This is a genomic window from Clostridium sp. HGF2, assembly GCF_964240115.1.
GTDB lineage: Bacteria > Bacillota_I > Bacilli_A > Erysipelotrichales > Erysipelotrichaceae > Clostridium_AQ > Clostridium_AQ innocuum.
In genome coordinates, this window is record NZ_CAXSSO010000006.1 from 21,325 (window position 1) to 45,179 (window position 23,855).

Below are 23,855 nucleotides of genomic sequence, written 5' to 3' on the forward strand. Positions count from 1 at the left end.
TTCCTTACTCACTTCACTATATGCGCAACCGGGCATTTGTGTTAGTGAAAATGCACACACTTAGGCGATATTCCCAAAACATGACAGTGTTGCTTTGGCGATTTCGTAGCCGTGCTGTAAAATAGCATCATAATCAGATGCTGATACCTTCTCCAGTGTTGTCTTATAATCAGCAACCCGCTGTACCTCAGCCTCCTTCATACTGCTGCGGATCCATGCATCCCTTTGTTCCTCTGACAACGCACAATGCTGCATGATCTCCTTTACTGTTGTACCGATTTTCAGATAGACACCATTGTGATATCTGCGGAAGAAGTCAATAACCTCCTGAGAACGTAAGGATTCCACCTGATCCATATTGATATCCAGCAGGCGTTTGAGATTTTCAATGGAAAAGGAATACTTTCTTGTCTTATGCTCGATGTTGCCGGATGCATTGGAAACAATCAGATAGTTGATATTCCTGTGCAGACCGCCATCCTGCTCAGTGGTGAAAAGCGGGTCAAGCCCCATATTATCATAGACACCGCCATCCCACAGATGCAGTACACGATCCCTCGGCCGGACTGTGATCGTTCCGGTAGCATCCGTCCAGATATACTTGTCTGTTTTCAGCTTGTAGGGACCGATGAGTACCGGAAATCCGGCACTTGCCGCAACAGCATGTGACAATGCAAAGGACGGATGCATGACATAGCTGGAATCCCGTTCCCCCATTCTTGCACTGGAAAAGCGAAAGTCCTTACCCGATTCATAAGCTGTTGTATTGATGGTCCATGCCGGACAGCTTGCAATATCCTGCAGACAGCCCTTCACTGCCCAGCGCTGTTCCATCACCTTCGCCAGAAGATTGACCTTTTTATCCCAGTAATAGGGCTGCAAAAACAGACGAAGCAACGCATGCCACTGAATATCCTTCTGTGTGATACACTTCTTAACAGCAGGTAATACCCGTTCCAGAAACTGTGTATCGCTCGGCCATTGATTGGCATTGCAGGCGTAGATCAGCCCCATACAGATACTGGCACCGGATACTGTTGAAATATGGGAAACCCTGCCCATAAGCCCCTGTTGGGCAAGATATCTCAGCACGCCAAGATGATAAATCGCTGCGCGCATACCACCGCCGGACAATGCCAGTCCGATATGCATTTGTTCTTTTTTCAAAATTTCACCCTTACTAACGTATGCAAAAAAGACGGCTGCAGTACCGCCTGTTTTCGTATGAAGAGATGGATGCTTATGTAATCATCAATATTTCATGCATCCATTATGAAACGCAGTTTTACTTTATCCGTTAAAGCAGTATCTGACTCTGCAGCTTCGCACTGACATGACTGCAAGAACCAGCAAACTCTTTTGAAGCCCGTTAAAGGGCGGATGATCAGGAGCTGCGCAGCGCTTCCTGAATAACGTACAGCGCCCTATCCTCATCCTTTTTATGCACGTAGAGATAATACATGACATCCTGATGTCTTGAATTTTGGGCAATAGCCGGACCTCCATGATGAACTGCCGAAAAATTTTTTGTTTTCAATGTGTAGACGATTCCTGCACCTTGTAGAGCATAACGCGCTTTCGCAAGCCGTTCCATATCATTTGTCAGCATAACTTCTTTTCGATTCCATATAGCAAGCATAGCATATCGCCTCCAATCCTCTTTCCTTCATTATATCCTCTTTTCCCGCCTATGTATATATAAAGGTAATCATAGCTACCGCCGATATTCCTCACCAAAGCTATCTATATTAAAATAAACGCTTCTTTTCCTGTTCGGAATGCAATAAAGAGATTCCCTGCTCTGCTGCTTTTTCAACAGAACATGGAATCTCCGTTTGTCCTTTTGTTGATCATCATCAACGCCTGTATGCGATCATACCTTATGAGTTTATGATGTAACTGCTTAGATATCCATGTATTTCTGTGCAGCAGTTACTATGGCCATTTTAAAGACCTCTTCCGCATTACATCCGCGGGACAAATCGTTGATTGGTGCATTCAGACCCTGCAGAATCGGTCCGATTGCTTCATATCCGCCCAGACGGGATGCAATTTTATAGCCGATGTTTCCTGCATCAATATTCGGGAAAATGAATGTATTGATATTTCCTGCAACCTTGGAGTCCGGTGCTTTCAGCTTAGCAACCTCCGGAGCAACCGCACAGTCAAACTGTACTTCACCTTCGACTGCGAAATCCAGAGGCATACGCTTTAAGCGGGTAGCCGCTTCATTTACCTTCGCAACGCTGGCACCCTTTGCGGAGCCCAGTGTGGAGTAGGACAGCAATCCGACTCTTGGCTCAATGCCGAACTGACGTACGGTATGAGCAGTCTGCAGAGTGATTTCAACCAGATCATCTGCACTTGGGTCGATATTGATGGAGCAGTCTCCCATAACCAGATTTTCTTCGCCATCCTTCATCAGAATAAAGCAGCTGGAAACGATGGAGTTTCCCGGTCTTGTCTTAATCAGCTGTAATGCAGGACGTACAGTATCTGCTGTTGAGTATGTAGCACCACCTAGCAGACCATCCGCACAACCAAGCTTTACATACATGGTACCAAAGAAGTTTCTGTGCAGACATGCTTCTCTTGCCTGTGCTTCATCCAGCTTACCCTTACGCAGCTCGATCACCTTTGTAACCATCATATCCATGTTCTTGTATTCGATTGGATCCAGTGTTTCAATGCCTTCGATATCCCATCCGTTTGCTGCTGCAGAACCGGCTATTTCCGCACGGTTTCCCAGCAGAACAGGTACTACGATATTTTCCTTATGCAGACGGATTGCTGCTTCCAGAATACGCGGGTCGGAGCCTTCCGTAAATACGATACGTGTTCCCTTCCCCTTGATTTTTTCAATTAATGTATTGATCATAAAAAATCCTCACTTTCCTTGCCATATTTTATTATACACCGACACTTTGCATAAAAAAAGGAAATTTTCACAAATCAATGATTTCACAAGTGAAAATGCAGGATAACAGGTATTCCGGCATTATTTACATATATACAGTGCTTTTTTCCCGATATCTATGAAAGCCTCCTGAATTTATCTGCACTTGAAATTACGCCTCATCGTTTGTTTATAAAAAAGCTTTTTTCACAATGTCGTTCATTCTCCATAAACAAATTCAATGTTCCGTTTGCCGTTCAGATACCGTCAGTGCTTCATCCATACAGTTCTGAAAAAAACACTTGTATTTTCTTTCCTGCTGCTCTATAATCTACCCATAAGCAGAGTAGGTCAGGAAGCGTTAAGTACCATCTGAACGGGGAGTTGTCAGACGGGCGAAAAGTTTATCTTGCGGTTTCCTGGTCGCATCCCGCTGTTGCATGAGAAAACTTTTCATATCTCTTTTCTATATGCAATATCGGAAAGGAGGTATTTTTTTATGAACTTTGCGAAAGAAATCGCCGGGCTTCCCGGTTTGATGAAAACTAGCGCAGAACAGCTGCGCAAGGTTCCCGCACTTACCGGAACCGCCATGCTGACCGCATTGAATGTCGTTGTCGGCACACTGTTCATCCCCATAACACCAACGCTTCGTATTGGATTTTCCAGTATTCCGGCTGCTGTATGCGGCATGTATTACGGGCCGATCTGTACGGGCTTTGCCGGTGTCATTGCAGATACGCTGAAATATATCATTCGACCTGATGGTCCCTACTTCCCGGGGTTTGCTGTCAACGAATTTTTAACCGGAATGATATATGGCTGCTTCTTTTATAAGAAAAAAATCACCCTTCCCAGAGTGATCATTGCCAGAGCCTGCATCACTGTATTTATCAATCTGATTCTGACATCTCTATGGCTGAACATGATGTACCAGAGTCCGCTCTTTACCATGGTGCGGCTGATTAAAAATGTGGTGATGTTTCCTGTGGATGTAGCATTGCTGTATGCAGCGCTCAAGGGCGCAGAAAGAGTACGTAGAACATAGCCTTGCAATATTGAAAAACTACGTTTTGAATGGTAACGTAGTTTTTTTATACTATCCCTTTAAACATTCATATGAAATGTATTTCTCTAAATCAAGTCTGAAAAAACGAAATGCAGACACATGATAGAAATGGGTTTTATCCCAGTTTCCTATCTTTTACTGTCTGTATTTTTTCCCTGGATATATGGCAATATCCGCCTGGATTTTTTTTGAGATATTCCTGATGATACTCCTCCGCAGAACAGAAGCTCGTCAATGGCTTCATTTCTACAACAATCGGTTCCTCATAACATTTTGCCAGCTCCTGCAGGGAAGCCTCGATAACCGGCTGATCTGCTTCATCCACATAGTAAATACCTGTTCGATATTGTTCCCCGATATCATTTCCCTGACGATGATAGCTGGTCGGATCAATGACATCATAGTATAAGGATAACAGGAAGCGCAATGTAATCACGGATGCATCATATTGAATATGCAGGGCTTCTGCATACCCGGTAGTACCGCCGCAAACCATTTCGTAGGTTGGGTTTTCCACATGTCCGTTCGCATAGCCGACCTCTGTTGCCACGATACCTTGCAGCTGTTCAAAATATGCCTGCATTCCCCAGAAGCAGCCGCCTGCCAGATAGATTTCTTTCATTTTCACACCTCCGATACAGCTTTGTGAAAGCTCAATTCATATGCGCAGTCACACGCATTCCTGCAGATAGGTTAATAATTATAGTTTATCATATTCCAGCCGCATTCATTAAAAAAAGTTAAAACAGCAGGTCACTTGAAAACAATCCGTGCATAAAGTATATGGCTATTTTAAAATAAGATGACAACACTGCTCATTCAAAAACCTGTTCACAGCCGCCTTTGTGGGTATGGATGTCTGTCCTCCCAGAGTCTGCACAGAAATCGCACTGGTTGCGGAAGCAATTATCAATGCATCCTGCAGCGGATAGCTCTTATGAATACAGTATGTAAACGCGCCATGGAAGATATCGCCGGCTCCGGTCGTATCCACTGCCGATACGTTGAAGGCCTCTATATGGTGTATCCCCTGCGTATCCTCATACAATAATCCCTGATCTCCCAGAGTTACAACGATATATCCCGCATTCAGTGCATGCAGGGCATCAAAGGTCTGTCTCCAGCTGTTTTCATCCTGTATGGACACCTCGATATTGCTGAACTGTCTTGCATAATCCTGAGAACAGACGAGATAGGTCACCTTTTGGGCAAGTACGCTTGTTTCCTCGTGAAAGGTTCCGGCATCCATTATACTGTCAATATCCGGATAACGGCTGAGTGCCTCCAATGACGCCTGCAGCTCATGACCGTCCAGTAAGAGAATTTCTGCCTGCTCTGGGTAATGGAACTCCAGCTTTCGCTGTATACCGGGACAGTTGAATATGGTGCGATACCCGTTAAAGGAATTGGCGATAATAGCACTTACCGGTGTTGAAAAGCTTTCATCCTCCATAAGGTATGCTGTATCAACCCCTGCTTCCTTTAAAACTCTTCGGATTTCCGCACCGTAGAAATCTTTGCCACATCTGGAAATCAATACGGTTTCTGCATTCCATAGGGCACATAAATATGCCGCATTTGCCGCTGGTGCGCCAATACAGGAGAATGGCTCCATAATCCGATATTTCTGATTTTCTATCAATGGCTCCTGTATGGGAAATGTTAAATCATAGGCACACTGACCAATACATATGATACTCATGGCTGTATCCTCCTTCTAACAATACCTCATTGTAATGCTATAACCATGATATCATAATCATGCCGCTTTACAAGTACAGCGGGTTGAATTGCCATTCATCTTTATGAGGAAAAAGGTATTTCCCTGATAAGATTTATCATTTGAAAAAACACCTGCGTTTTTTTCATGAACGCAAGGTGTTTAAGTCTTTATGAGTCAAAGGATGCGATGACCTTTAAAAAGGCTTCTCCGTACTTATCATATTTCACTTCACCGACACCGCTGACTCCCAGCATTTCTTCTCTTGAATGCGGTGCTTTCGCACACATATCATGCAGTGTCTTATCGGAGAAAACCATGTACGGAGGAACATGGGCTTTTCGTGCCAGCTGGGAACGGCAGATTCTCAGCAATTCAAACAGCCGGTTATCGCCGCTATCTGTCTGTACCACAGGGGTCTGCACCTGCTTCTCCTTGACAATTTTCATCATCAGCGGACCATCTGTAGGAAGCAGCTCCTCCTGATGAATCGACAGTACCGAATAGCCGTCCTCACTCTGTTTCAGGATACCCTGAAATTGCAGATGCTGAAGGATTTCATAAAGATGATTGCGTGAGCTGTCCTTCAACGAACCATAAGCCGGATTTCTATCCAGATGATAGCTTTTGATTTTGGCGTTCGCACTGCCCTTAACAATATCTACAATCATCGTTTTCCCGAAGCGTTCTCCGCTGTGACGGATGCATTCCACAAGACGGGATGCTTCCATACGGATATCACATTCCTCATATTGTGTCAGACAGTTTGAGCAGCTGCCGCAGAAGCCATCACTTTCCTCACCGAAGTATTTTAACATGTAATGACGAAGACAGCTGGGAATCGTACAATAGAAGGTCATGGATTTCAACCGTTCCTTTTCCTTTTGCTGCAGCTCCATGCGAACAGCCTCTTCCATATCCTCATGACCGCTTCCCTGTTCAATCAAAAACTGATTCAAACGGACATCCTTGCCGCTGTACAGCAAGATACAATCAGCCTGTTCCCCGTCACGCCCGGCTCTTCCCGCCTCCTGATAATAGCTTTCCATATTTTTAGGCATATTGAAATGAACGACAAACCGCACATTGGATTTATCAATCCCCATTCCAAACGCATTGGTAGCGACCATGATGGTTTTTCTGTCATAGATGAAATCATCCTGATTATTCATACGCTCTGCATCGCTCAAACCGGCATGATAGCGTGTTGCCGCAAAGCCATCGGCGCATAGTCGATCACAGACCTCCTCCACTGTTTTTCTTGACAGACAGTAGACAATGCCCGCATCCTCCGTATGCTGTTTTACATAATGCAGAAGTGTCTGGTATTTATCCTTCGGCTTTTCCACAGCAAAGTACAAATTCTTACGATCAAAGCCTGTCGTTATAGTATAAGGATCCTTCATATCCAGCAGCTGAAGAATATCTTCCTTTACCTGTGTGGTTGCCGTTGCAGTAAATGCAGAAACAATCGGTCGCTGCGGCATTTCCTTTAAGAATTCCCGAATATGTAAATAATGCGGTCGAAAATCCTGTCCCCACTGACTGACGCAATGTGCTTCATCCACACATACCATGGAGATTTTCATCTCTTTTGCAAAGCTTAAAAATTCATCGCTCATCAGTCTTTCCGGAGCTACATATATGATCTTATAGGTATATCCGCGTGCAAGAGAAAGTGCCTTGTGATACTGGGCATAGGATAGGGAGCTGTTTAAATACGCTGCACGAATACCAGCTTCGTTTAAGGTTCCCACCTGATCCTTCATCAGAGAAATCAAAGGAGAGATAACCAGTGTGATTCCCTCCAGCATCACGGCCGGAACCTGATAGCAGATAGATTTACCTGCCCCGGTTGGCATGATTCCCAACACATCATGGCGCTCCAGAATATTTGTTATCAGCTCCTGCTGACCTTCCCGAAAGCTTTCATAACCGAAATATTTTTTTAAAACCTCATAATCCTTCATCATTTCACATCCCCACAGCTCGTCCTGTTTATTTAACCAACAGTCTGCTGCCTATTATAGTAACATTAAGTTACGTAATAATTCAATGAATACAGCTCTCCATTTATATAACTGATCGTATACTCCAAAGGAATCTCTCTATCGTCATAGGATATATTTTCCATAACGAGTGCTGTTGCCTCATCCTCCTGAAAAAGCTGCTGTGCATAAGCTCCATATAGTTTCTGTGTGAGAACCTTTTGACAAACGTGATGTATATGTAATTGATAATTCCTCTTCAATATCTCATAAAGCGATTGCTCCTCAAAGGTAATCTGCAGCAGATTTGGAAACATAAACGCATTGAGATGTGCCTTCTCAATCAAAATCGGCGTATCATTAGCATAACGTAGTCGAATGATGATATATACAAAGTCCCCTTCCTTCATATGCAGTTTTTTTGCGATTTTCTCATCTGCCTTTTCCATTGCAATTTTCAATAGATCTGACCGTGTACGATACCCTGCCATCTGCATGGTTTCTTTCCAGCCATGTATGGTCTGCATGTTTTTCTCAATGCTGAACGTACTTACAAAAGTTCCCTTTCCTTTTTTCTTATGCAAAATACCTTTTGTTTGCAATATGTCAAATGCCTTTCTTACCGTCATACGACTTGTATGAAATTTCTCACAGAAGTCCTCCTCACTCGGTATCATCATTCCCTCTGCATAAATTCCATCTTCAATGTTATTCATAATATACTGCTCAATTTGTCGATAGATTGGTATTTTATTCTCCATACGTTCATCTCCTGTTTATGTACAGACATTCTAACATAACATTTGCACAATTTCCATTCTTTGGAAGAACAGATACAAACAACCCTGCATTCGTTCCATTAAGGAGCTTTTGTGCAGGGTTGTTCATGTATGTTACAGAATATCTACTCAGGCAACAATCAGCAGCTCACTTAAACCACCAACAATTGCAATCAGAATGAAAATGATGAAAACCGTCGTAATCTTCATGTTCTTTTTATCCAGCAGAATCCAAGCCAATAGTGTCAGTCCCAATGGAAGCAGTCCCGGCATAATACTGTCGAGAATCCCCTGCAGACTGAATAGCATATCTCCACTGCGATAGGACCAGCCGGATACCGCACTGACATACTGGGCCGATATAGCACCAACCACAATCAGACCTACTATATTTGCCGCTCTTGTGATGATATCCTTACGTCCGCCGACAAACAGCACATCAGCAGCATTGATACCAAGCTTATAGCCTCTTGAAAATAATAGCCAGGTTCCGGGAATGATAATGCCGAGCCAGGCAACACAGTAGAACAGCGGTCCGGCAATACTGCCTGTGGATGCAGATAATCCCATGGCAATCGAACATAAAATAGGGCGCAGGGTTCCACCTATTAAGGAATCTCCCATACCGGCAAAGGGTCCCATCAATGCTGTTTTCGTACTTTGAATCAATTCATCCGGTATTTCCTCACCTTCAGCACGCTTTTCCTCCATTCCCAAAATCACGCCTGGAATAATAGAGCCGAAAGCTTCCTCCGTATTGAAAAACTGAGTATGTCTGTCCAACAGCTTCTGCTGTTCTTCCTTGGAATCATATAGCTTCTCGGATACAAGACCAAACATGCGGACAAATGCCGGAGCCATCATTCGTTCCATATTCTGACAGCCCAATGCAAATGTTATCCAGTTCACATAACATTTTCGTACATCTTTCTTTGATAAAATTGTCATACTTTTCACCTTCCCTAAGACTGTTTCACGCAGCGCAGATAGTCAAGATATGCAATAAATGCTGCCAGCACCGTAATTGCCACTATCGGCATTTTCAATACTGCCATCATAATGAACCCAACAAGAACATACAGTAATTCGATATTCTTTTTTAAAGTGAATTTAATCAACAACGCAAAGCCAACCGCCGGCAGAATACCACCAAGCACCTGGAATATAACACCCAGCTGATCCGGGATCAATGCAATCATTTTTGGAACATAGTCTGCCCCGAAATAGCAGGCAAGGAAAATTGGAATAAAGCGGACGACAAATTGTGAAATATTGGAATAAATCGGAATTCTTGTTGCCTGCTTCAGCTTACCTTCCTCGATCCAGCGATCCTGCAAATGGACAAAGACTGCATTAAAGGTCGCAACACTATATACAGCCGCTACCCCAAGAAGACTCAGCGGTACAGAGATTCCCACTGCATATTCCGGAGATGCATTTGATACCAGCGCCAGTGGTATACCTATATAGGATGCAAAATTCACATCTCCCGGCACCGACATTCCCGGCGTTACCAGTCCCACATAAAGCGCCTGTATTGCTGCTCCAATTAAAACACCATTCTTAACATCCCCCAAAATCAGACCGATCAGAGCCCCTGCAACAATCGGGCGGCCAATCATATTCCATCCGCCAACTGTCCCCAACAGAAAGGTTCCATAAATGGAGCCCAGATACCCAAGTAACGCGATTAGTAAAGCTTGTAGTAAAGTCATAGTCCTATTCTCCTTTCACTAAAATGCTTCTTTCCATTCCATTTCTTTTTCACCCGGAACCTGTTGGAAATAAACACGTATTCCCATGGCATGCAGTTCTTCACACGCCGCTGCTTCACTATCCAGCAGGTAAGAAAAGTAAGTAGCCTTTTTCGTTCCCTTTCGATTGCTCATCGGCCCGATATTCAAAGCCTTTGGCAGCACGGTACAGTTCTTCTGAAGCTCCAAAGCGATGATCGGATCCTTTACCAAAACCAATGTACGCTCACTACTCTTTTCCGCCTGTTCAATTAAAGCAATCGCCGATTGTGCAGATGCCACATCCAGATGTACATTCGGAGGTACAGACATCTTGTAAATATTGCTCATGACCGGATTGGATGCAGTGAATGCATCAACCAAAATAATATAATCAATTTTGTAATCATTCAGAACCTTTACGATACATTGTCCGTGAATCAAACGGTCATCACACCGTAATACAGTAATTCCCATACTTCATTTCTCCTTTCAAAAGATTAGATGATATCACTTTGTTCAATCCAGCGATAATCGGTTTTGCTCACTGCCTGCAAACTGTCTCTCATATCTTGCAGCGATATACTTTCCCGTTTTACTGCAAAATCCAGTAACAGTGCTAAATTGACACCACACACAACATGACAGCCGGTCTGAGCACTTAGCACACTTGCCGCATGGAAGGGCGTAGCCCCAAACAGATCCGTAAAGATAACAAGCTCCTCTCCCTCCATGGCAGCGGCAGCTTTTTGAAGACGCTCAATCAGTATCTCCAGACCATCTCCTTCCCGCAAGGAAACTGCTAACAGATTTTCCTGTTTACCGGCAATCATTTCAACAGCCTCCAGAAATCCATTCGCCAGTCCGGCGTGTGTGGCTATAATTCCTCCTATCATAAATCCTCCTTTCTGTTCGTTATTCGTTCTCTATTTCCTTTAGTAATGTATCCAACCGTCTCAGTCCTTCCTGTAACAGCGGTCTTGGACAGGCAAAGTTCAAACGCTCATATGCAGCGCAGGAAGAACTGAATTCTGCACCATGATTCAAAATCAAACCTGCTTCATTCAGCAGCCTTTCATGTATATCGGTATGGAATTTCATCCAGTAAAAATATGTTCCCTGCGGCTGAAATGCAACTATCTGATCAGCATGACGCTTCACGAAGGCAGTTATAAGGTTTCTGTTGTCCTTCAGGTATGTAAGCAGCGCCTGCTGCCAGTCATTGGATTTCAAATACGCTGCCTTCACCGCCTCCATGGCAAAGATATTGATACTGCTGATTCCAATGAGTGAACAATAATCTTTTAGCTTTTTTTTCATTGATTCGTTTTTCACAAGAATTGCAGATACTTTCAAGCCTGCAAGATTGAAGGATTTGGTCGGTGATACGCAGGCAATCGTATGCTGCCGTGCGTAGGTGCTTACCTTCATAATCGGTATAAATCTTGCTTCATAAACAAAATCACTATGAATTTCATCTGAGATGATGAGCAAATGATATTTCTCACAGACTTCGGAAAGCCGCTTCAATTCCTCATATCCGAAAACACGTCCGCTGGGATTATGCGGATTGCACAGGATCAAGGCCTTTACAGTATCATCTTTTTTCAATCGATTTTCCAACTGTTCGAAATCAATTTCATACTGTTGATCATGTACACACATATCCACTGGTATCACCCTTCTGTCGCTGTTTTCCACACACGTTACAAACGGGTGATAGCAAGGCATCAGCAATAGAATACCGTCCTTCGGATTTGTAAACAGATGTATGGCAGCGGCAATGGAATACATGACACCGGTGGATAACATAACATCATCTGCGGTTATATCATAAGCATATTGTTTTTGAAAGCGTTCTGCGAACACTTCATAGTACAGTCTGCCTCGATCACTATAGCCGTAAATAGGATGAGAAGCACGTTTCATCAATGCTTCTTTTATTTCATCCGAGGCAGGCAGATCCATGTCTGCCAGCCACATAGGCAGAAGATCATCGCGTTGCAGTTTATCCTGATAACGATCCCATTTTGTAGACTCTGTATGTCTTCTATCTATCAGCTCATCAAATGTATACATATCATCATCTCTCTCATTTTTTCATTTGATCAATCAAATAAGCTGTGGTTTTCATAGGATTCGTTATGGCACTGCCCATTGTTACCATATCAGCTCCTGCCGCCCATACATCACGAAGCTGTTTACTATCCCATATTTTACCCTCTCCATTCACCAGACAGCTCGTCCTGCTTTTCAATTCGCGAATCAGCTGAATATCCGGTCCGCCCAGGTTGTTATGCATCGTATCTCTTGTATAGCCGCTTAATGTAGAGGAAAGGATGTCAAATCCTGCTTTTTCACAGATGATGCCTTCCTCAACCGTAGCCAGATCCGCCATCAATACGATATCGGGATATGCGGCTTTCAATCTTTGTACAAGCTCAGTTAATTCTTTCTCATTTCTACCCCGCAAGGTACCATCCAGTGCAACGACATCACATCCTGCCTCAATAACAGCTACAGCTGATTCATAATTCGGTGTGATAAAGACACTGTCATAAAAATCCGTGTCCGCTGATGGCATGACTTTATTGATTCCTATCAGCGGTGCATCTGTAAGTGCACGTATGGCTCTTACATTTTCAGGCCAGCATGCCCGGATCCCTTTGGCTCCGCCTGCCAGCACACATTTTGCCATCGTGACCATATTTTCTGTGCCATACAATGGATTATCTTCGTATGCCTGACAGGAAACGATTAGTTGTCCCTTCAGGCGCTGTAGAATTTCCCGTTTTGTCATAGGCGCGCCTTTTTATACATTCTTGTATATTTCTCGAAATATTCATCATTGACATGCTCAGTGCCTTCGCTATTCAAGCTTACAAATACAGGTGGTGTTACTCCTTTTTCTTTTATATAATAGGCACACTGAACACTGATTGCCTGTGCGATAAAGGTATTGGCCATAGATGAAGTCGGGCACACCGCAGCAGCTACCCCCTCCATCTGTACTGCACAATCTCCGGGCACACCACAGTTATCAATCACGATATCTGCAATATCCATCAGCATTTTTCCACTTTCATGACGGGATGAAACAGCGTTTGAATGTGCAATATTGGTGATTGCAATGACAGAAGCTCCTCGTTTCTTTGCTTCGATTGCCATTTCTATAGGGTAGGCATTTCTTCCGGAATTGGATGCGATCAATACGACATCCCCTTCCTCTATATCATACAGATCAGCCAGTATAGCCGCATAACCGCTCAGTCTTTCCAAAAACGAGCTTTTTGTAGGATGCTCTGTCATCGTCAGCTCACTAGTCATAATGGGAACTACAAATGCCAGACCTCCTGCACGTCCATAGAATTCTTCACAAAGTGTATGGGAATGACCGCTTCCTGTAACGTAAAACGTTTTGTGTGCCAGAAAGCAATCTGCAATCAGCTTTGCCGCCTGGTCAAGCTGTTCCTGCTGGGTTTCCCTTACCTTGTTTAATACATCAAATCCAGTCTCAAATACTTTAGTTATCATTTTTTCCTCCTTAACATGTATATACATGTAATAACCGTAAAATTTTTTATCATTGCGGGCAATGGTTGAGAATGTGCATATAGAAAGCCTTATAATCATGGTTGCTGTTGAACGCATGTCTTGGTATCAATATGCTGGATCCGTCATGGAGTGTCAGCAGCAGAAGCTTTTTGAAATATAAGAAATGTGTAATTTCCTCATACGGATAAGAATGTTGCTTTTTTCCTGTGTGTATCAGCAATGACTCTTTGGCTGAAACTATCTCGATTCTCTCATAAGTTATTTCTTTATGTTCTTTTAATATCTGCTTTAATAGTATATGATTCATAAATGTATCGCAAAAAGCCAGCCATAAAAAACAAATCACCAGAACCAGAGATATCGCTGCCGGATGTTTCAACTGAAATGCCGGAATAATAGCAAGCAGCATAATTGTGACCATCCATCGCAGCACCGTTTTCCTCCGCTTTACATCTGCATTCTCCAAACTTCTATACAGCGTAAAGCGTGCAGCATCGCGATAATCTAATTCATAGGATATCTGCATACGCACACCCTCCTTTATGGAGTTTTCTCCATATTATTTTATTATTTTGAGTTTTAACTCCACATCCATATGATATCATGGATGTATATACATGTAAATAGTAAACTAACACTATTTTCTATTTTTTATACAAAACTCGTAACCGTTATAATAATAAAAGTATGATAAATGCATATCTGATGATACAAAGCATTGTTGTGTCCTGCCCCTATATGGTTTTTCTCAACCTCAACATAAAAAAAACAATACGACCATATAGACAATCGTACTGTTCTTTATAACTGATTTATCATGAAAACTATTTTGACAATAAAGCCCGAAATGAATTTATTACTAAGATTCATCTCTTGTTTTGCCATAGATAACTCTAGCAATATTTTCCCTGGCAATACGGACACTTCCGGCATTATGCAATCCATATCCACTGGTAAGTATATCAAGAATAAACAGCTGTGAGACCATGGATGAGAAGGTTCCTGCATTCATTAAATTCACTTTTCCATAGCTGATAATTACACAATCTGACAATTTGGCAAGCGTCGATGTTATGTGATTGGTTATCGTTATTATTTTGCAGCCTGTTTTTATTGCTACTTCAGCCGCTTCGATCAAATCCTTGGTTTCACCGGATACCGATACAATGATAATCAAATTCTTTTCATTACAAAGACTCGCCTGCATTAACTGTCGATGTGAATCCGTCACTGCCTTTGTCTGTTTACCGAATCGAAAAAGTCTTGATTCGCCCATGGAAGCCGCGAGACCGCTTGTACCGATACCGAAAAAATAGATATATTCAGCTTCCTCAATCAACTGTATTGCATGATTGATTTCTTCCTGCTGAATCATGGAATCCGTTATCTGAATTGTTTGTATCAGATTATTCTTTATACATTCGTGCTTATCTGTCTCCTGCTGCTTTCCGTCATCGTCGATTGCCAATAAAAATTTCAATTCCTGAAATCCTTTCAGCTTCATTTTCCGACAGAATCGTACGATTGTCGCTTCTCCCACGTTCAGCATAACGGCAAGCTCGGACAGCGTTAAATCAATAACCTTGGAATTACTCTCGATTATGAAATCCGCTATTCGCTTCTCTGATTTTGTGAAGGATGGATAATATGACTCAATAATGCCTAATGTTTGCATGAACCTCACCTCTATTATATTCTTTCATGTCTATCTGCTTTCATTATACATGAAAACAATTTAATTTCACGAAAAAACAGATGTGTTCCATACCTTTCTATCCTGCATACCCTTTCTTAATCAGATATTTACGCACATCACTGATAAAATACAGAGAACCCGTAATAACAAGAGGTTTCGCTTTTTGTAATGCATACGCGATACCCTGTTCATAGCTCTCCATCAGATGTATATGCTTTCTTCCCTCCAGCAGCTTCACATCCAATGCTCGTTCATTATAAAAGGGTACGACAAGAATTTCCCCACATACCGTTTCCAGCTCCTGCAGCATCGCTTCGAAATTCTTATCCTTCAACACAGAAAACAGTACCTGCACATCCTCCATCTGCTTCAACGTTTCACACAGGGCATGAATACCATCCGCATTATGTGCGCCGTCCAAAATGATGAGAGGCTCCTTCGAAATTGTTTCAAACCGTCCGATCCAGACAGCCTGATGCAGACCTGTTCGCAGCTGTGCTTCTGTAAGCCGGATATGCCCCTGTCTTTGCAGATATAAGCATACCTCTATCGCAAGGGCAGCATTTCGACACTGATACCTTGCTTTTCCATATAATGCAACATCCTTTAAATTCCCATAATCAAAGGACAACCCGTCAGCTGTTTCCTGTATATTTGAAATTTCCCCTGCCTTTATACATTGTGCATGAGCCGAAGCGGTATGCTTCTGAAACACCTGCAGACAGCACTCCTTATCCTCTGCAGTGATCAAATCAATACCTTCCTTCACAATTCCAGCCTTTTCTTTTGCAATTTTTTCCAGAGTATCACCGAGAAATTCCATGTGATCCATTCCGATATTCGTAATCACCGACACGAGCGGCTGCAGGATGTTGGTTGCATCCTTTCGACCGCCAAGTCCTGTTTCAAACACGCAGAAATCCACTTGTTCCTCCAGGTAATAGAAAACCGCAATACACATATCAATTTCAAACATACTGAGGTCCCATTCCATCCAGCTGTCATAAAACCGGTTAGTAATTGCAAGAAACGCATCCTCTCTTATATCCTGATCATTGATTCGTATACGATCCAGATGGGTAATCATAAATGGCGATGTAAAGCTTCCTACCTTGTAGCCGGCTGTCTGCAGGATACTGCGAATATCATTTGTCGTACTGCCCTTGCCATTCGTTCCGGCGATATGAATGCTCCGCAAACGATCCTGCGGATTTCCAAGTGATGCCATATAGGCCTTGAAATGGTCAAGGCCATAGCCCCGGTTTTTCCTCTGTTCGATGATGGCAATAACATCCTCTGCTTTCTGAAATCTCATTCACTCAGCCTCCAGTCGATCGGAGTTCTTCCCATTTCCTCCAGATATCTGTTCACAGTGGAAAACGGCCGGCTGCAAAAAAAGCCTCTGGATGCGGATAGCGGGGATGGATGTGCAGACATCAGGATGCGATGCTGTCTACCGGTAATCAGCTCTGCTTTTTTCTGTGCATGGCTCCCCCATAGGACGAAAACAATTCCCTTTTCCTGCTCATTCAAAGCTGAAATAACCGTATCCGTAAAGGTTTCCCAGCCCTTTTTCTTATGTGATGCCGCCTGTCCCTCACGTACGCTCATAACTGTATTCATCAAAAAGACTCCCTGCTTCGCCCAGTCTGTTAAGCATCCGTGAGATGGTGCATCAATATTCATATCACTCTTTAATTCCTTGTAAATATTTTTCAGGCTGCGTGGTATTTGTACACCCTTTCGGACAGAAAAACACAGACCGTGCGCCTGATCAGGCTGATGATATGGATCCTGTCCGAGTATCACCACCTTCACTGCTTCAAAGGGGCAGCTTGTGAAGCAGGTGAATAAATCCTCCCTTGGAGGATAGATTGTCCTATGTGCATATTCCTCATCCAGAAACTGCATCAGCTTCTGGTAATATTCCTGTTGTTCTTCCTGCTGGAAGAGTTCCTTCCATTGCTTCATGTTTTATCACTTCCTCAAACGGTATAATCATATCATAATTAAAGGAGAGGTAACAGTACCATTCCTTTGATAAAATTCTGAAACGGTATAAAAGCCGAAACTGTAAGAAAAGAAAACCATATCCTTTATAAAGCATGATTCTCTTAGAAAGATGTACACAGAATGATAAAAGGGATGCCTTCAGATTGCCTCGATTCACAGATGAAGTTCACAAATCTTGAGGCACAGCATAAGGATAACCCGGGCTATCCACTGGTTAGTCGAGCCATCTACTATAGCAGCAGACTTCTATCAAAGCAGATGAATGCACCAGATGGATTTCAGCATTCTGATTATGATAAGATTAAAAAAGTGTATTCTATTTGGATATGTATCCAGCATGCTGGGGAAAAGGATGATGCGACCAATGTATACTCCTTTGTTGAAATCTTCAAAAAAGACTCTTCCATCGAATGAATAAGACACCATTCCTATGAGACAGAAAAGATTACACATGGCCGATATACCAATGCGATGTATACATCCATAAACAGGAACCGGAGAAACTGTATGTCTTGTACAATGACTGTTTATTTTCATATAAAAGAAAGTCTATGAATAGTTGTGGATTCAGCTTATTCCCAAGCAATTCCCAACCGTCGTGACTTTCCTTTTTAACAATTCTATTATTTTAAATCACTTCTTTTATCAATATCCCGTACCTCATCCACATCGCATGGCACAGCGATGACCTTTTCCCTGTATTTTTTCAAAATCTGTTTTCCACCCTGTTCATCCGACAAGGCTAACAGCTCCTTGTAATATTTCCTGGGGAATATAGCAGGATTTCTTAAAATACCTTGACAGGTAACACAGATAATATGTTCTCCATCTGCCAGCTCCAGCAGCTTCTTAAATGTATGTAAGCGCAGATACGGCTGATCCGCAACACACAGCATTGCCTGATCAGCAGTACTTCTTTCAATTCCAAGTCGTATGGAAAACGATTGTCCTTTTCGGGCCTGCGTATTGAAAACCACAACTGCGTTATAGTCCCTTGCCAGCTTTTCAACTTCTTCATACTGTGTTACCACGATGAGAGAATGCGGATTTAAAGTCGAAAGCTTTTGCAGTGTATGTGCAATCAGCGGCATCCCGTCCAGCTCATACAACAGCTTATTTCCCTGAAACCTGCGCGAATATCCGGAGGCTAACAGAATGAGGTCAGTCTTCATCCTTCTTTAGTAAAACCTTTTCTGCCGTGATCGGCAATGTGCGAACCTGCACACCGCTTGCATGTGCTACAGCCGACGCAATTGCCGGTGCCGGTGTGTTGATAACAACCTCGCCGATGGATTTCGCCCCGAACGGACCATTATCCTCGTAGCTGCTTTCAAAATCAACCCGTATTGTACCGACATCCTGCCGTGTCGGCATTTTATATTGCAGAAAGGAATTGTTGCGCATCCTGCCCTTACAGGAGTACGTGATATCCTCATAGAGCGCCATACCGATTCCCTGAGCAATACCACCCTCTGTCTGAATTCTGGCAAGATTGGGATTGATAACCGTCCCGCAGTCCACAACAGCCGCATAATCCACCAGCGTAATCTCACCCGTGAGCTTATCTACATCCACCTCTGCGATTCCTGCCATAAACGGAGGAGGAGAAGTCGGTGAACAGTGGGATGCACTCGCTATCAGACACGCACCCTTGCCGCCCGCAAAACAGCGGTTCGCAAACTCTGCCAGTGTGATTTCTTTATCATCCTCCACTGCACGAAGCATACTTCCATCAAATGTGATATGCTCCTCTTCCACGTCCAGAAGGACTGCCGCCTCACGCAGAATCTGTTTCTTTAGCTCCTCACACGTTTTCACAACTGCCATGCCGGTTACATAGGTCGTTGCAGAAGCATAGGAGCCGGTATCGTATGGAGATGCGTCCGTATCCACAGACTGTGTTATGATATTATCCACATCACAGTCCAGACATTCCGCAGCCATCTGCGCCAAAATCGTATCACATCCGGTACCCATATCCGTTGCGCCGATCGACAAGGTGTAAAATCCGTCATCCTGCAGCTTGATCACGGTTGATGCGATATCCACGTTGGCAATACCGCTTCCCTGCATGGACAAAGCTACACCTAGACCGCGCACCTTATCTCCCATGTCACGGCACAGTGCCTTCTCCTTCCAACTAATCATATCCATAGCCTTCCTGAGACAGCGATCCAGTGCACAGCTGTTTAAATGCTCGCCATAATACTGCTTCATAACTTCATCTTCCTGCACCATATTCTTCAAACGCAGCTCACATGGATCAATATGCAGGGTATCCGCCAGTTCATTTACTGCAGATTCTACTGCAAACTGTCCCTGCGTAGCGCCATAGCCGCGGTATGCACCTGCTGTCATTGTATTTGTATAAACGACATCCGAAACAAAGCGGCTTGCCTTTACATGATTATAAATCGGAAGTGACTTATGTCCGCTTAAACCGACAGTCGTTGACCCATGCTCTCCATAGGCACCTGTATTGGACAGGGTGTACAAATCGATTGCACGGATTTCCCCATCCTTCATGGCACCGATTTTCACATGCATCTTCATTTCATGGCGGGAGTTGCTCGCCATAAAGGTTTCCTCTCTGGTATACACAAGCTTGCACGGCTTCTTCAGCTTCCATGTCACAAAGGCTGTAAAGATTTCGGTACAGCCTGTCTGCTTGGCGCCAAACCCTCCGCCGATTCGCGGCTTGATCACCTTGATCTGTGATTTTGGTAGCTCCAGCGCATTGGCAACCATGCGCCGGATATGGAAAGGCACCTGTGTGGAGCTGACCACATTCAGGCGGTCAAAGGTATCCATATAGGCATAGGAGCGAAAGGTTTCCATCATCGCCTGTGCATTGGCTTTTGTATGATACTCACGTTCCAAAACAACATCGCATTCCGCAAACGCCTGATCGACATCACCAACAATGCTTTCATCATGAGAGTGCAGATTGCGCAGCCGTTCATTCCCGATTTCACACAGCAGCTTATAGTCCTCTTCCGCATGAACGATAACCGGATGGTCGAGTGCCTTTGTGAAATCCAGCACAGCATCATATACTTCATACTCAACGCGAATCAGCTTCATCGCCTGCAGCGCACTCGCTTCATTCTTTGCGGCAATGATGGCAACCTCATCACCGACATACCGTACAACCTCATCCAGTATCAGACGATCGTATGGGGATGGCTCGGGATAGGTCTGCCCTGCCAGCGTGAATCTCGATGCAGGAACATCCTTATAAGTAAATATGGCTTCGACACCCGGAATGCGTTTCGCAGCACCGGTATCGATGGATTTGATTCTCGCATGCGCATGCGGTGAGCGAAGCAGCTTGATGACAAGACAGTCCGCAGGAGCCAGATCATCCGTATACACCGGCTTCCCGCTAAGCAGAGCATAGGCATCCTTCTTTATAACGGGCTGATTGATGTACTTCATGCGGCTTCCCCTCCTTTCAAAAGCCAGGCTCTGATGGCACGAAGCTGTCCCATATAGCCGGTACAGCGACAAAGATTCCCTGCCAGCCAGTGCTTGATTTCCTCATCTGTCCAAGTCCTGTTTTCCTTTTTCATGGCAAGCACCTGCATCATCATTCCCGGTGAACAGAATCCACATTGCTCCGCCCCCTCTTTTGCCATAAAATCCGCAAATTCCTTTGCCTCTTTTTCCACACCCTCCAGCGTGGTAATGCGATGACCATCCGCGCGTCCCACAGGCACACTGCAGGACAGCACTGTTTTTTCATCCATCCATACGCTGCATAAGCCGCAGTTTGTCGTTTCACAGCCGCATTTCACACTCCTGTAGCCCTGTTCGCGCAGAAACTGCAGCAGCGTCTGCCCTGCAGGAACATCTGCCTGTATTCGTTTTCCATTTACGGTAATTGTTACATTCATGCGGCATCCTCCTTCAGCTGTTTCAAAAGACGCAGCGTTAATGCATAGATCAAAGCAGAACGATATTCTGCACTCCCCCGCATATTATCTTCACATTCCACACACGCCTGCATATGCTTTGCAATCATTTCCTGATCCTCACTCCAGGGCATGGTAAAACGCTGCGCACGTTTTGGGCGGGAACCTGCGACAATACGCAGAGATTCCCCTGCTTTTGCGGCAGACATATTCAGAACCGGAAGATCCGTAGCACTTCTTCGCACACAGGCAAAGGCTGTGTTTACCGGCTCCTTTTTCAGCACGACATGCGTCAGAATATCCCGTTCATACGGCATGGCGGCATACTCCTGTAAGGAAATTCTTCCCTGTTTATACAGAATCACCTCTGCATCCAGACAAAGCAATGCGCATAGTACATCAGAAAAGCCGAAGCGGGAATACAAGGAGCCTCCCAGCGTAGCAGTATTTCGAAACTGTACTCCTACGATATCCTTCAGTGCATCCTTTAACAGCGATCCGAATGCTTCTTGCAGACCTTCATGGGTTTCCAGTGCACGCAAAGAGGTCATAGCACCAATCGTGAAGCTGTCCTCATCTTCTTCAATCATATCCAGATGCAAATCACATAAATCAATGGCGACCGGAATCGTACGTTCCTGCATACGCAGCCACAGCATTCCAGCGATAATCTGATTCATTCGGTTTTTCTGCAGAAGCTCATATGCTTCATCGAGGCTCTTTGCCTTGCAGTATTGCTGAATCGTCAGCATAGTTATTCTCCTTCCATATAAGAGTAGGTTCACTCTTAGTTCCAATCACTGTAAAGGTATCCCCGTACAGTTCATTATAATACGTACAGCAGGCTGCCGTCATTTCTGGACGCGGCCCGCGTATATGTGCATACAGCTTTCCCTGATGCAGCAGCACAAGCTCATCCGCATACTGCAGGGCCAGGTTGGGATCATGCATACTGATCAGCATACTTCTTCCCTGAAGCTTCAGCCGCAGCATCTCCTGCAGAAACTGATGCTGGCGCCGATAATCCAGATAGGTACACGGCTCATCCATCACCATAAGGGCGGCATCCTGTAAAAAGGCTCTGGCAACATAGGTCATCTGCAATTCTCCACCGCTGATTTCCTGTAATAATTTTCCTTCAATATGGGACAGGTTCCAGTCCTTTAACAGTGCATGCACCTGCTCGTACTGTTTTTTCGAAGGCAGGGCAAACGGGGAGAGTGTACGTGCAAAGCCGCTTACGATACATTCCTCCACCGCAAGATCCTCTACGGTTTCCTTAATCTGGGGAACATAGCTGAACAAAGCGGCAAGCTGTCGCTGCTTCAGCGAATGTATATCGCTCTTGTCATGCAAGATACAGCCTTTATAGGGAATATATTGCAGAAGGGAACGAATCAGTGTTGTTTTCCCGCTGCCGTTCTCTCCCAGCAGCATAACGATGCGGCCCTTTGGTATCGCAAAGCTGATATCCTTTAAAATGTCTCTGCCCTGCAGCTGTACCGATAGATGTTGTATGGAAATCATAAATGCAGCCTTCCCTTCACGAATAGTACTACAAGTGCAAGAGCACCGAACAGACTGGTAAGTATGCTGATGGGTATTTCAATCGTCATAAGGGTCCGTGCCAGTGTATCGCACAGAAGCAGAAAGATCGCTCCGCTGACTGCTGTAATTCCCATCGTCTGTGAAATCGGCTTGCGACAGGCGATACGGATAATATGGGGTATCAGCAGAGAAACCCAGCTGACGATTCCCGCAACACTGATCACACTGGAAATCAGAAGGGTAGCCAGAAGCAGGGATACCCATCGTATGAGCTTCACATTGACGCCAAGGGTGGAGGCCTCTTCTCCAAATGAAAGCAGCTGTATCTGCCAGCGCAGCAGATACAAGCCACTCATTCCAAGTGTGCACAGCACAAGGGTAAGAAAGACGGCAGACCACGAGGCATCGGAGAACCCGCCCATCAGCCAGTATTCCATATTTGCCAGCTGCGTTGCAGGATCTGCATACAGCTTCATCATCATCATGAGAGAGGTCGCAACCGCCTGCAGAATCAATCCGGCAACCACCAGATTCAGGATTCTGTTCCCTCTGACGCGGGAGGCAAGCAGAAAGGTCAGAATAACCAGCAGCATACCTGTAAGAAAGGCACACAGCTCGATAAACCAGGATTCCTGATAGAAAAGTATCGCAAACACCGCACCCAGAGAACAGCCGCTGCTTGCACCGATAACATCACCGCTAGCCAGGGGATTTCGGAAAATCGTCTGATAGACAACGCCGGATACCGCCAGTGCCGCACCGCTGATACTGACCAGAAGAATCCTTGGCATCCGCAGATTCCACACCAGTGACTGTGTCAGCTCATCACCGGAAAACAGCAGCGCCCTTGCGATATCCGAAAGGCTGCTGCCGTATCTGCCTGCGCACAGAGAACCCAGAGCCAGCACTGCCAGCAGCAGTCCAAGCCAGAATCTGCGTCTCAT

General features: G+C 44.4%; 26 protein-coding genes and 1 riboswitch. Of the genes, 2 read left to right on the forward strand and 24 right to left on the reverse strand.

The features are described 5' to 3' along the window. Nucleotides 1-60: 60 nt before the first annotated feature. From ACESPQ_RS11325 to pta, 3 genes are all read right to left on the reverse strand, one after another. Nucleotides 61-1,167, reverse strand: a complete 1,107-nt coding sequence (locus ACESPQ_RS11325) for a patatin-like phospholipase family protein (protein ID WP_009588667.1) — start codon at nt 1,165-1,167, stop codon at nt 61-63. A 217-nt stretch (nt 1,168-1,384) separates the two neighbouring features. Further along, entirely contained in the window at nt 1,385-1,639 is a 255-nt protein-coding gene (locus tag ACESPQ_RS11330; protein WP_002607140.1) for a hypothetical protein, read from the reverse strand. A gap of 264 nt (nt 1,640-1,903) precedes the next feature. Further along, nucleotides 1,904-2,878 (reverse strand): phosphate acetyltransferase, encoded by a 975-nt coding sequence (gene pta, locus ACESPQ_RS11335; RefSeq protein ID WP_002607139.1) that lies wholly within the window; start codon nt 2,876-2,878, stop codon nt 1,904-1,906. Nucleotides 2,879-3,236: 358 nt separating this feature from the next. After that, nucleotides 3,237-3,334: riboswitch (THF riboswitch) on the forward strand. Nucleotides 3,335-3,395: 61 nt separating this feature from the next. Between pta and ACESPQ_RS11340 the strand changes: the two genes are divergently transcribed. Beyond that, nucleotides 3,396-3,944: a folate family ECF transporter S component gene (locus ACESPQ_RS11340; protein ID WP_002607138.1), complete on the forward strand. Its 549-nt coding sequence runs from the start codon at nt 3,396-3,398 to the stop codon at nt 3,942-3,944. A 136-nt stretch (nt 3,945-4,080) separates the two neighbouring features. Here the strand turns inward: ACESPQ_RS11340 and msrA are convergent, their stop codons facing one another. The 15 genes from msrA to ACESPQ_RS11415 all read right to left on the reverse strand — a co-directional run bounded on the left by msrA (nt 4,081) and on the right by ACESPQ_RS11415 (nt 17,407). Next, complete coding sequence (gene msrA, locus ACESPQ_RS11345) at nt 4,081-4,587, reverse strand: peptide-methionine (S)-S-oxide reductase MsrA (RefSeq protein ID WP_002607137.1); 507 nt, start codon at nt 4,585-4,587, stop codon at nt 4,081-4,083. 165 nt (nt 4,588-4,752) lie between these two features. Beyond that, nucleotides 4,753-5,667, reverse strand: a complete 915-nt coding sequence (locus tag ACESPQ_RS11350) for a carbohydrate kinase family protein (protein WP_002607136.1) — start codon at nt 5,665-5,667, stop codon at nt 4,753-4,755. Nucleotides 5,668-5,855: 188 nt separating this feature from the next. After that, entirely contained in the window at nt 5,856-7,658 is a 1,803-nt protein-coding gene (recQ, locus tag ACESPQ_RS11355) for a DNA helicase RecQ (RefSeq protein WP_373144378.1), read from the reverse strand. A gap of 62 nt (nt 7,659-7,720) precedes the next feature. Continuing rightward, entirely contained in the window at nt 7,721-8,434 is a 714-nt protein-coding gene (locus ACESPQ_RS11360; protein WP_002607134.1) for a GntR family transcriptional regulator, read from the reverse strand. Nucleotides 8,435-8,581: 147 nt separating this feature from the next. Beyond that, nucleotides 8,582-9,400 carry a PTS system mannose/fructose/sorbose family transporter subunit IID gene (locus ACESPQ_RS11365; protein WP_002607133.1) on the reverse strand — a complete coding sequence of 273 codons (819 nt, stop codon included), beginning with the start codon at nt 9,398-9,400 and terminating at the stop codon, nt 8,582-8,584. A gap of 14 nt (nt 9,401-9,414) precedes the next feature. Beyond that, on the reverse strand, nt 9,415-10,167 hold the full coding sequence (locus tag ACESPQ_RS11370) for a PTS mannose/fructose/sorbose/N-acetylgalactosamine transporter subunit IIC (protein WP_002607132.1): 753 nt from the start codon (nt 10,165-10,167) through the stop codon (nt 9,415-9,417). Nucleotides 10,168-10,185: 18 nt separating this feature from the next. Continuing rightward, nucleotides 10,186-10,662 (reverse strand): PTS system mannose/fructose/N-acetylgalactosamine-transporter subunit IIB, encoded by a 477-nt coding sequence (locus ACESPQ_RS11375; RefSeq protein ID WP_008818377.1) that lies wholly within the window; start codon nt 10,660-10,662, stop codon nt 10,186-10,188. Nucleotides 10,663-10,685: 23 nt separating this feature from the next. Continuing rightward, a complete protein-coding gene (locus ACESPQ_RS11380; protein WP_008818376.1) occupies nt 10,686-11,081 on the reverse strand; it encodes a PTS sugar transporter subunit IIA in 396 nt (131 codons plus the stop codon). A gap of 19 nt (nt 11,082-11,100) precedes the next feature. Then, nucleotides 11,101-12,264, reverse strand: coding sequence for a MalY/PatB family protein (locus ACESPQ_RS11385; RefSeq protein ID WP_118002743.1), 1,164 nt, complete (start codon nt 12,262-12,264; stop codon nt 11,101-11,103). A 13-nt stretch (nt 12,265-12,277) separates the two neighbouring features. After that, on the reverse strand, nt 12,278-12,985 hold the full coding sequence (locus ACESPQ_RS11390) for an N-acetylmannosamine-6-phosphate 2-epimerase (protein ID WP_002607128.1): 708 nt from the start codon (nt 12,983-12,985) through the stop codon (nt 12,278-12,280). Then, a complete protein-coding gene (locus ACESPQ_RS11395) occupies nt 12,982-13,719 on the reverse strand; it encodes a sugar isomerase domain-containing protein (protein ID WP_002607127.1) in 738 nt (245 codons plus the stop codon). Before ACESPQ_RS11395 ends, ACESPQ_RS11390 begins: the two co-directional genes overlap by 4 nt. Before the next feature lie 49 nt (nt 13,720-13,768). Beyond that, nucleotides 13,769-14,266 carry a YcxB family protein gene (locus tag ACESPQ_RS11400; protein ID WP_118002744.1) on the reverse strand — a complete coding sequence of 166 codons (498 nt, stop codon included), beginning with the start codon at nt 14,264-14,266 and terminating at the stop codon, nt 13,769-13,771. 333 nt (nt 14,267-14,599) lie between these two features. Continuing rightward, nucleotides 14,600-15,415, reverse strand: coding sequence for a MurR/RpiR family transcriptional regulator (locus tag ACESPQ_RS11405; RefSeq protein ID WP_002607125.1), 816 nt, complete (start codon nt 15,413-15,415; stop codon nt 14,600-14,602). A gap of 97 nt (nt 15,416-15,512) precedes the next feature. Further along, the gene (locus tag ACESPQ_RS11410) at nt 15,513-16,751 is read right to left on the reverse strand and encodes a bifunctional folylpolyglutamate synthase/dihydrofolate synthase (protein WP_002607124.1); all 1,239 of its coding nucleotides are present in this window, start codon (nt 16,749-16,751) and stop codon (nt 15,513-15,515) included. Beyond that, complete coding sequence (locus tag ACESPQ_RS11415) at nt 16,748-17,407, reverse strand: uracil-DNA glycosylase (RefSeq protein ID WP_002607123.1); 660 nt, start codon at nt 17,405-17,407, stop codon at nt 16,748-16,750. The genes ACESPQ_RS11410 and ACESPQ_RS11415 overlap by 4 nt, the downstream gene beginning before the upstream one ends. Nucleotides 17,408-17,569: 162 nt before the next feature. On the opposite strand from ACESPQ_RS11415, the gene ACESPQ_RS11420 reads away from it, so the two are divergent. Continuing rightward, nucleotides 17,570-17,863 (forward strand): Rpn family recombination-promoting nuclease/putative transposase, encoded by a 294-nt coding sequence (locus ACESPQ_RS11420; protein WP_233105371.1) that lies wholly within the window; start codon nt 17,570-17,572, stop codon nt 17,861-17,863. 209 nt (nt 17,864-18,072) lie between these two features. Here ACESPQ_RS11420 and ACESPQ_RS11425 read toward each other — a convergent pair whose 3' ends face one another. From ACESPQ_RS11425 to ACESPQ_RS11450, 6 genes are read right to left on the reverse strand one after another with little or no spacing between them, the layout of a single operon-like run. Then, nucleotides 18,073-18,621, reverse strand: coding sequence for a nucleotidyltransferase family protein (locus ACESPQ_RS11425; protein ID WP_065530526.1), 549 nt, complete (start codon nt 18,619-18,621; stop codon nt 18,073-18,075). Beyond that, entirely contained in the window at nt 18,611-20,887 is a 2,277-nt protein-coding gene (locus ACESPQ_RS11430; protein ID WP_373144379.1) for a xanthine dehydrogenase family protein molybdopterin-binding subunit, read from the reverse strand. Before ACESPQ_RS11430 ends, ACESPQ_RS11425 begins: the two co-directional genes overlap by 11 nt. Then, on the reverse strand, nt 20,884-21,345 hold the full coding sequence (locus ACESPQ_RS11435; protein WP_002607119.1) for a (2Fe-2S)-binding protein: 462 nt from the start codon (nt 21,343-21,345) through the stop codon (nt 20,884-20,886). Before ACESPQ_RS11435 ends, ACESPQ_RS11430 begins: the two co-directional genes overlap by 4 nt. After that, a complete protein-coding gene (locus ACESPQ_RS11440) occupies nt 21,342-22,115 on the reverse strand; it encodes an FAD binding domain-containing protein (RefSeq protein ID WP_002607118.1) in 774 nt (257 codons plus the stop codon). Before ACESPQ_RS11440 ends, ACESPQ_RS11435 begins: the two co-directional genes overlap by 4 nt. Continuing rightward, complete coding sequence (locus ACESPQ_RS11445) at nt 22,072-22,890, reverse strand: ABC transporter ATP-binding protein (protein WP_002607117.1); 819 nt, start codon at nt 22,888-22,890, stop codon at nt 22,072-22,074. The genes ACESPQ_RS11440 and ACESPQ_RS11445 overlap by 44 nt, the downstream gene beginning before the upstream one ends. Then, entirely contained in the window at nt 22,887-23,855 is a 969-nt protein-coding gene (locus ACESPQ_RS11450) for a FecCD family ABC transporter permease (RefSeq protein ID WP_002607116.1), read from the reverse strand. The genes ACESPQ_RS11445 and ACESPQ_RS11450 overlap by 4 nt, the downstream gene beginning before the upstream one ends.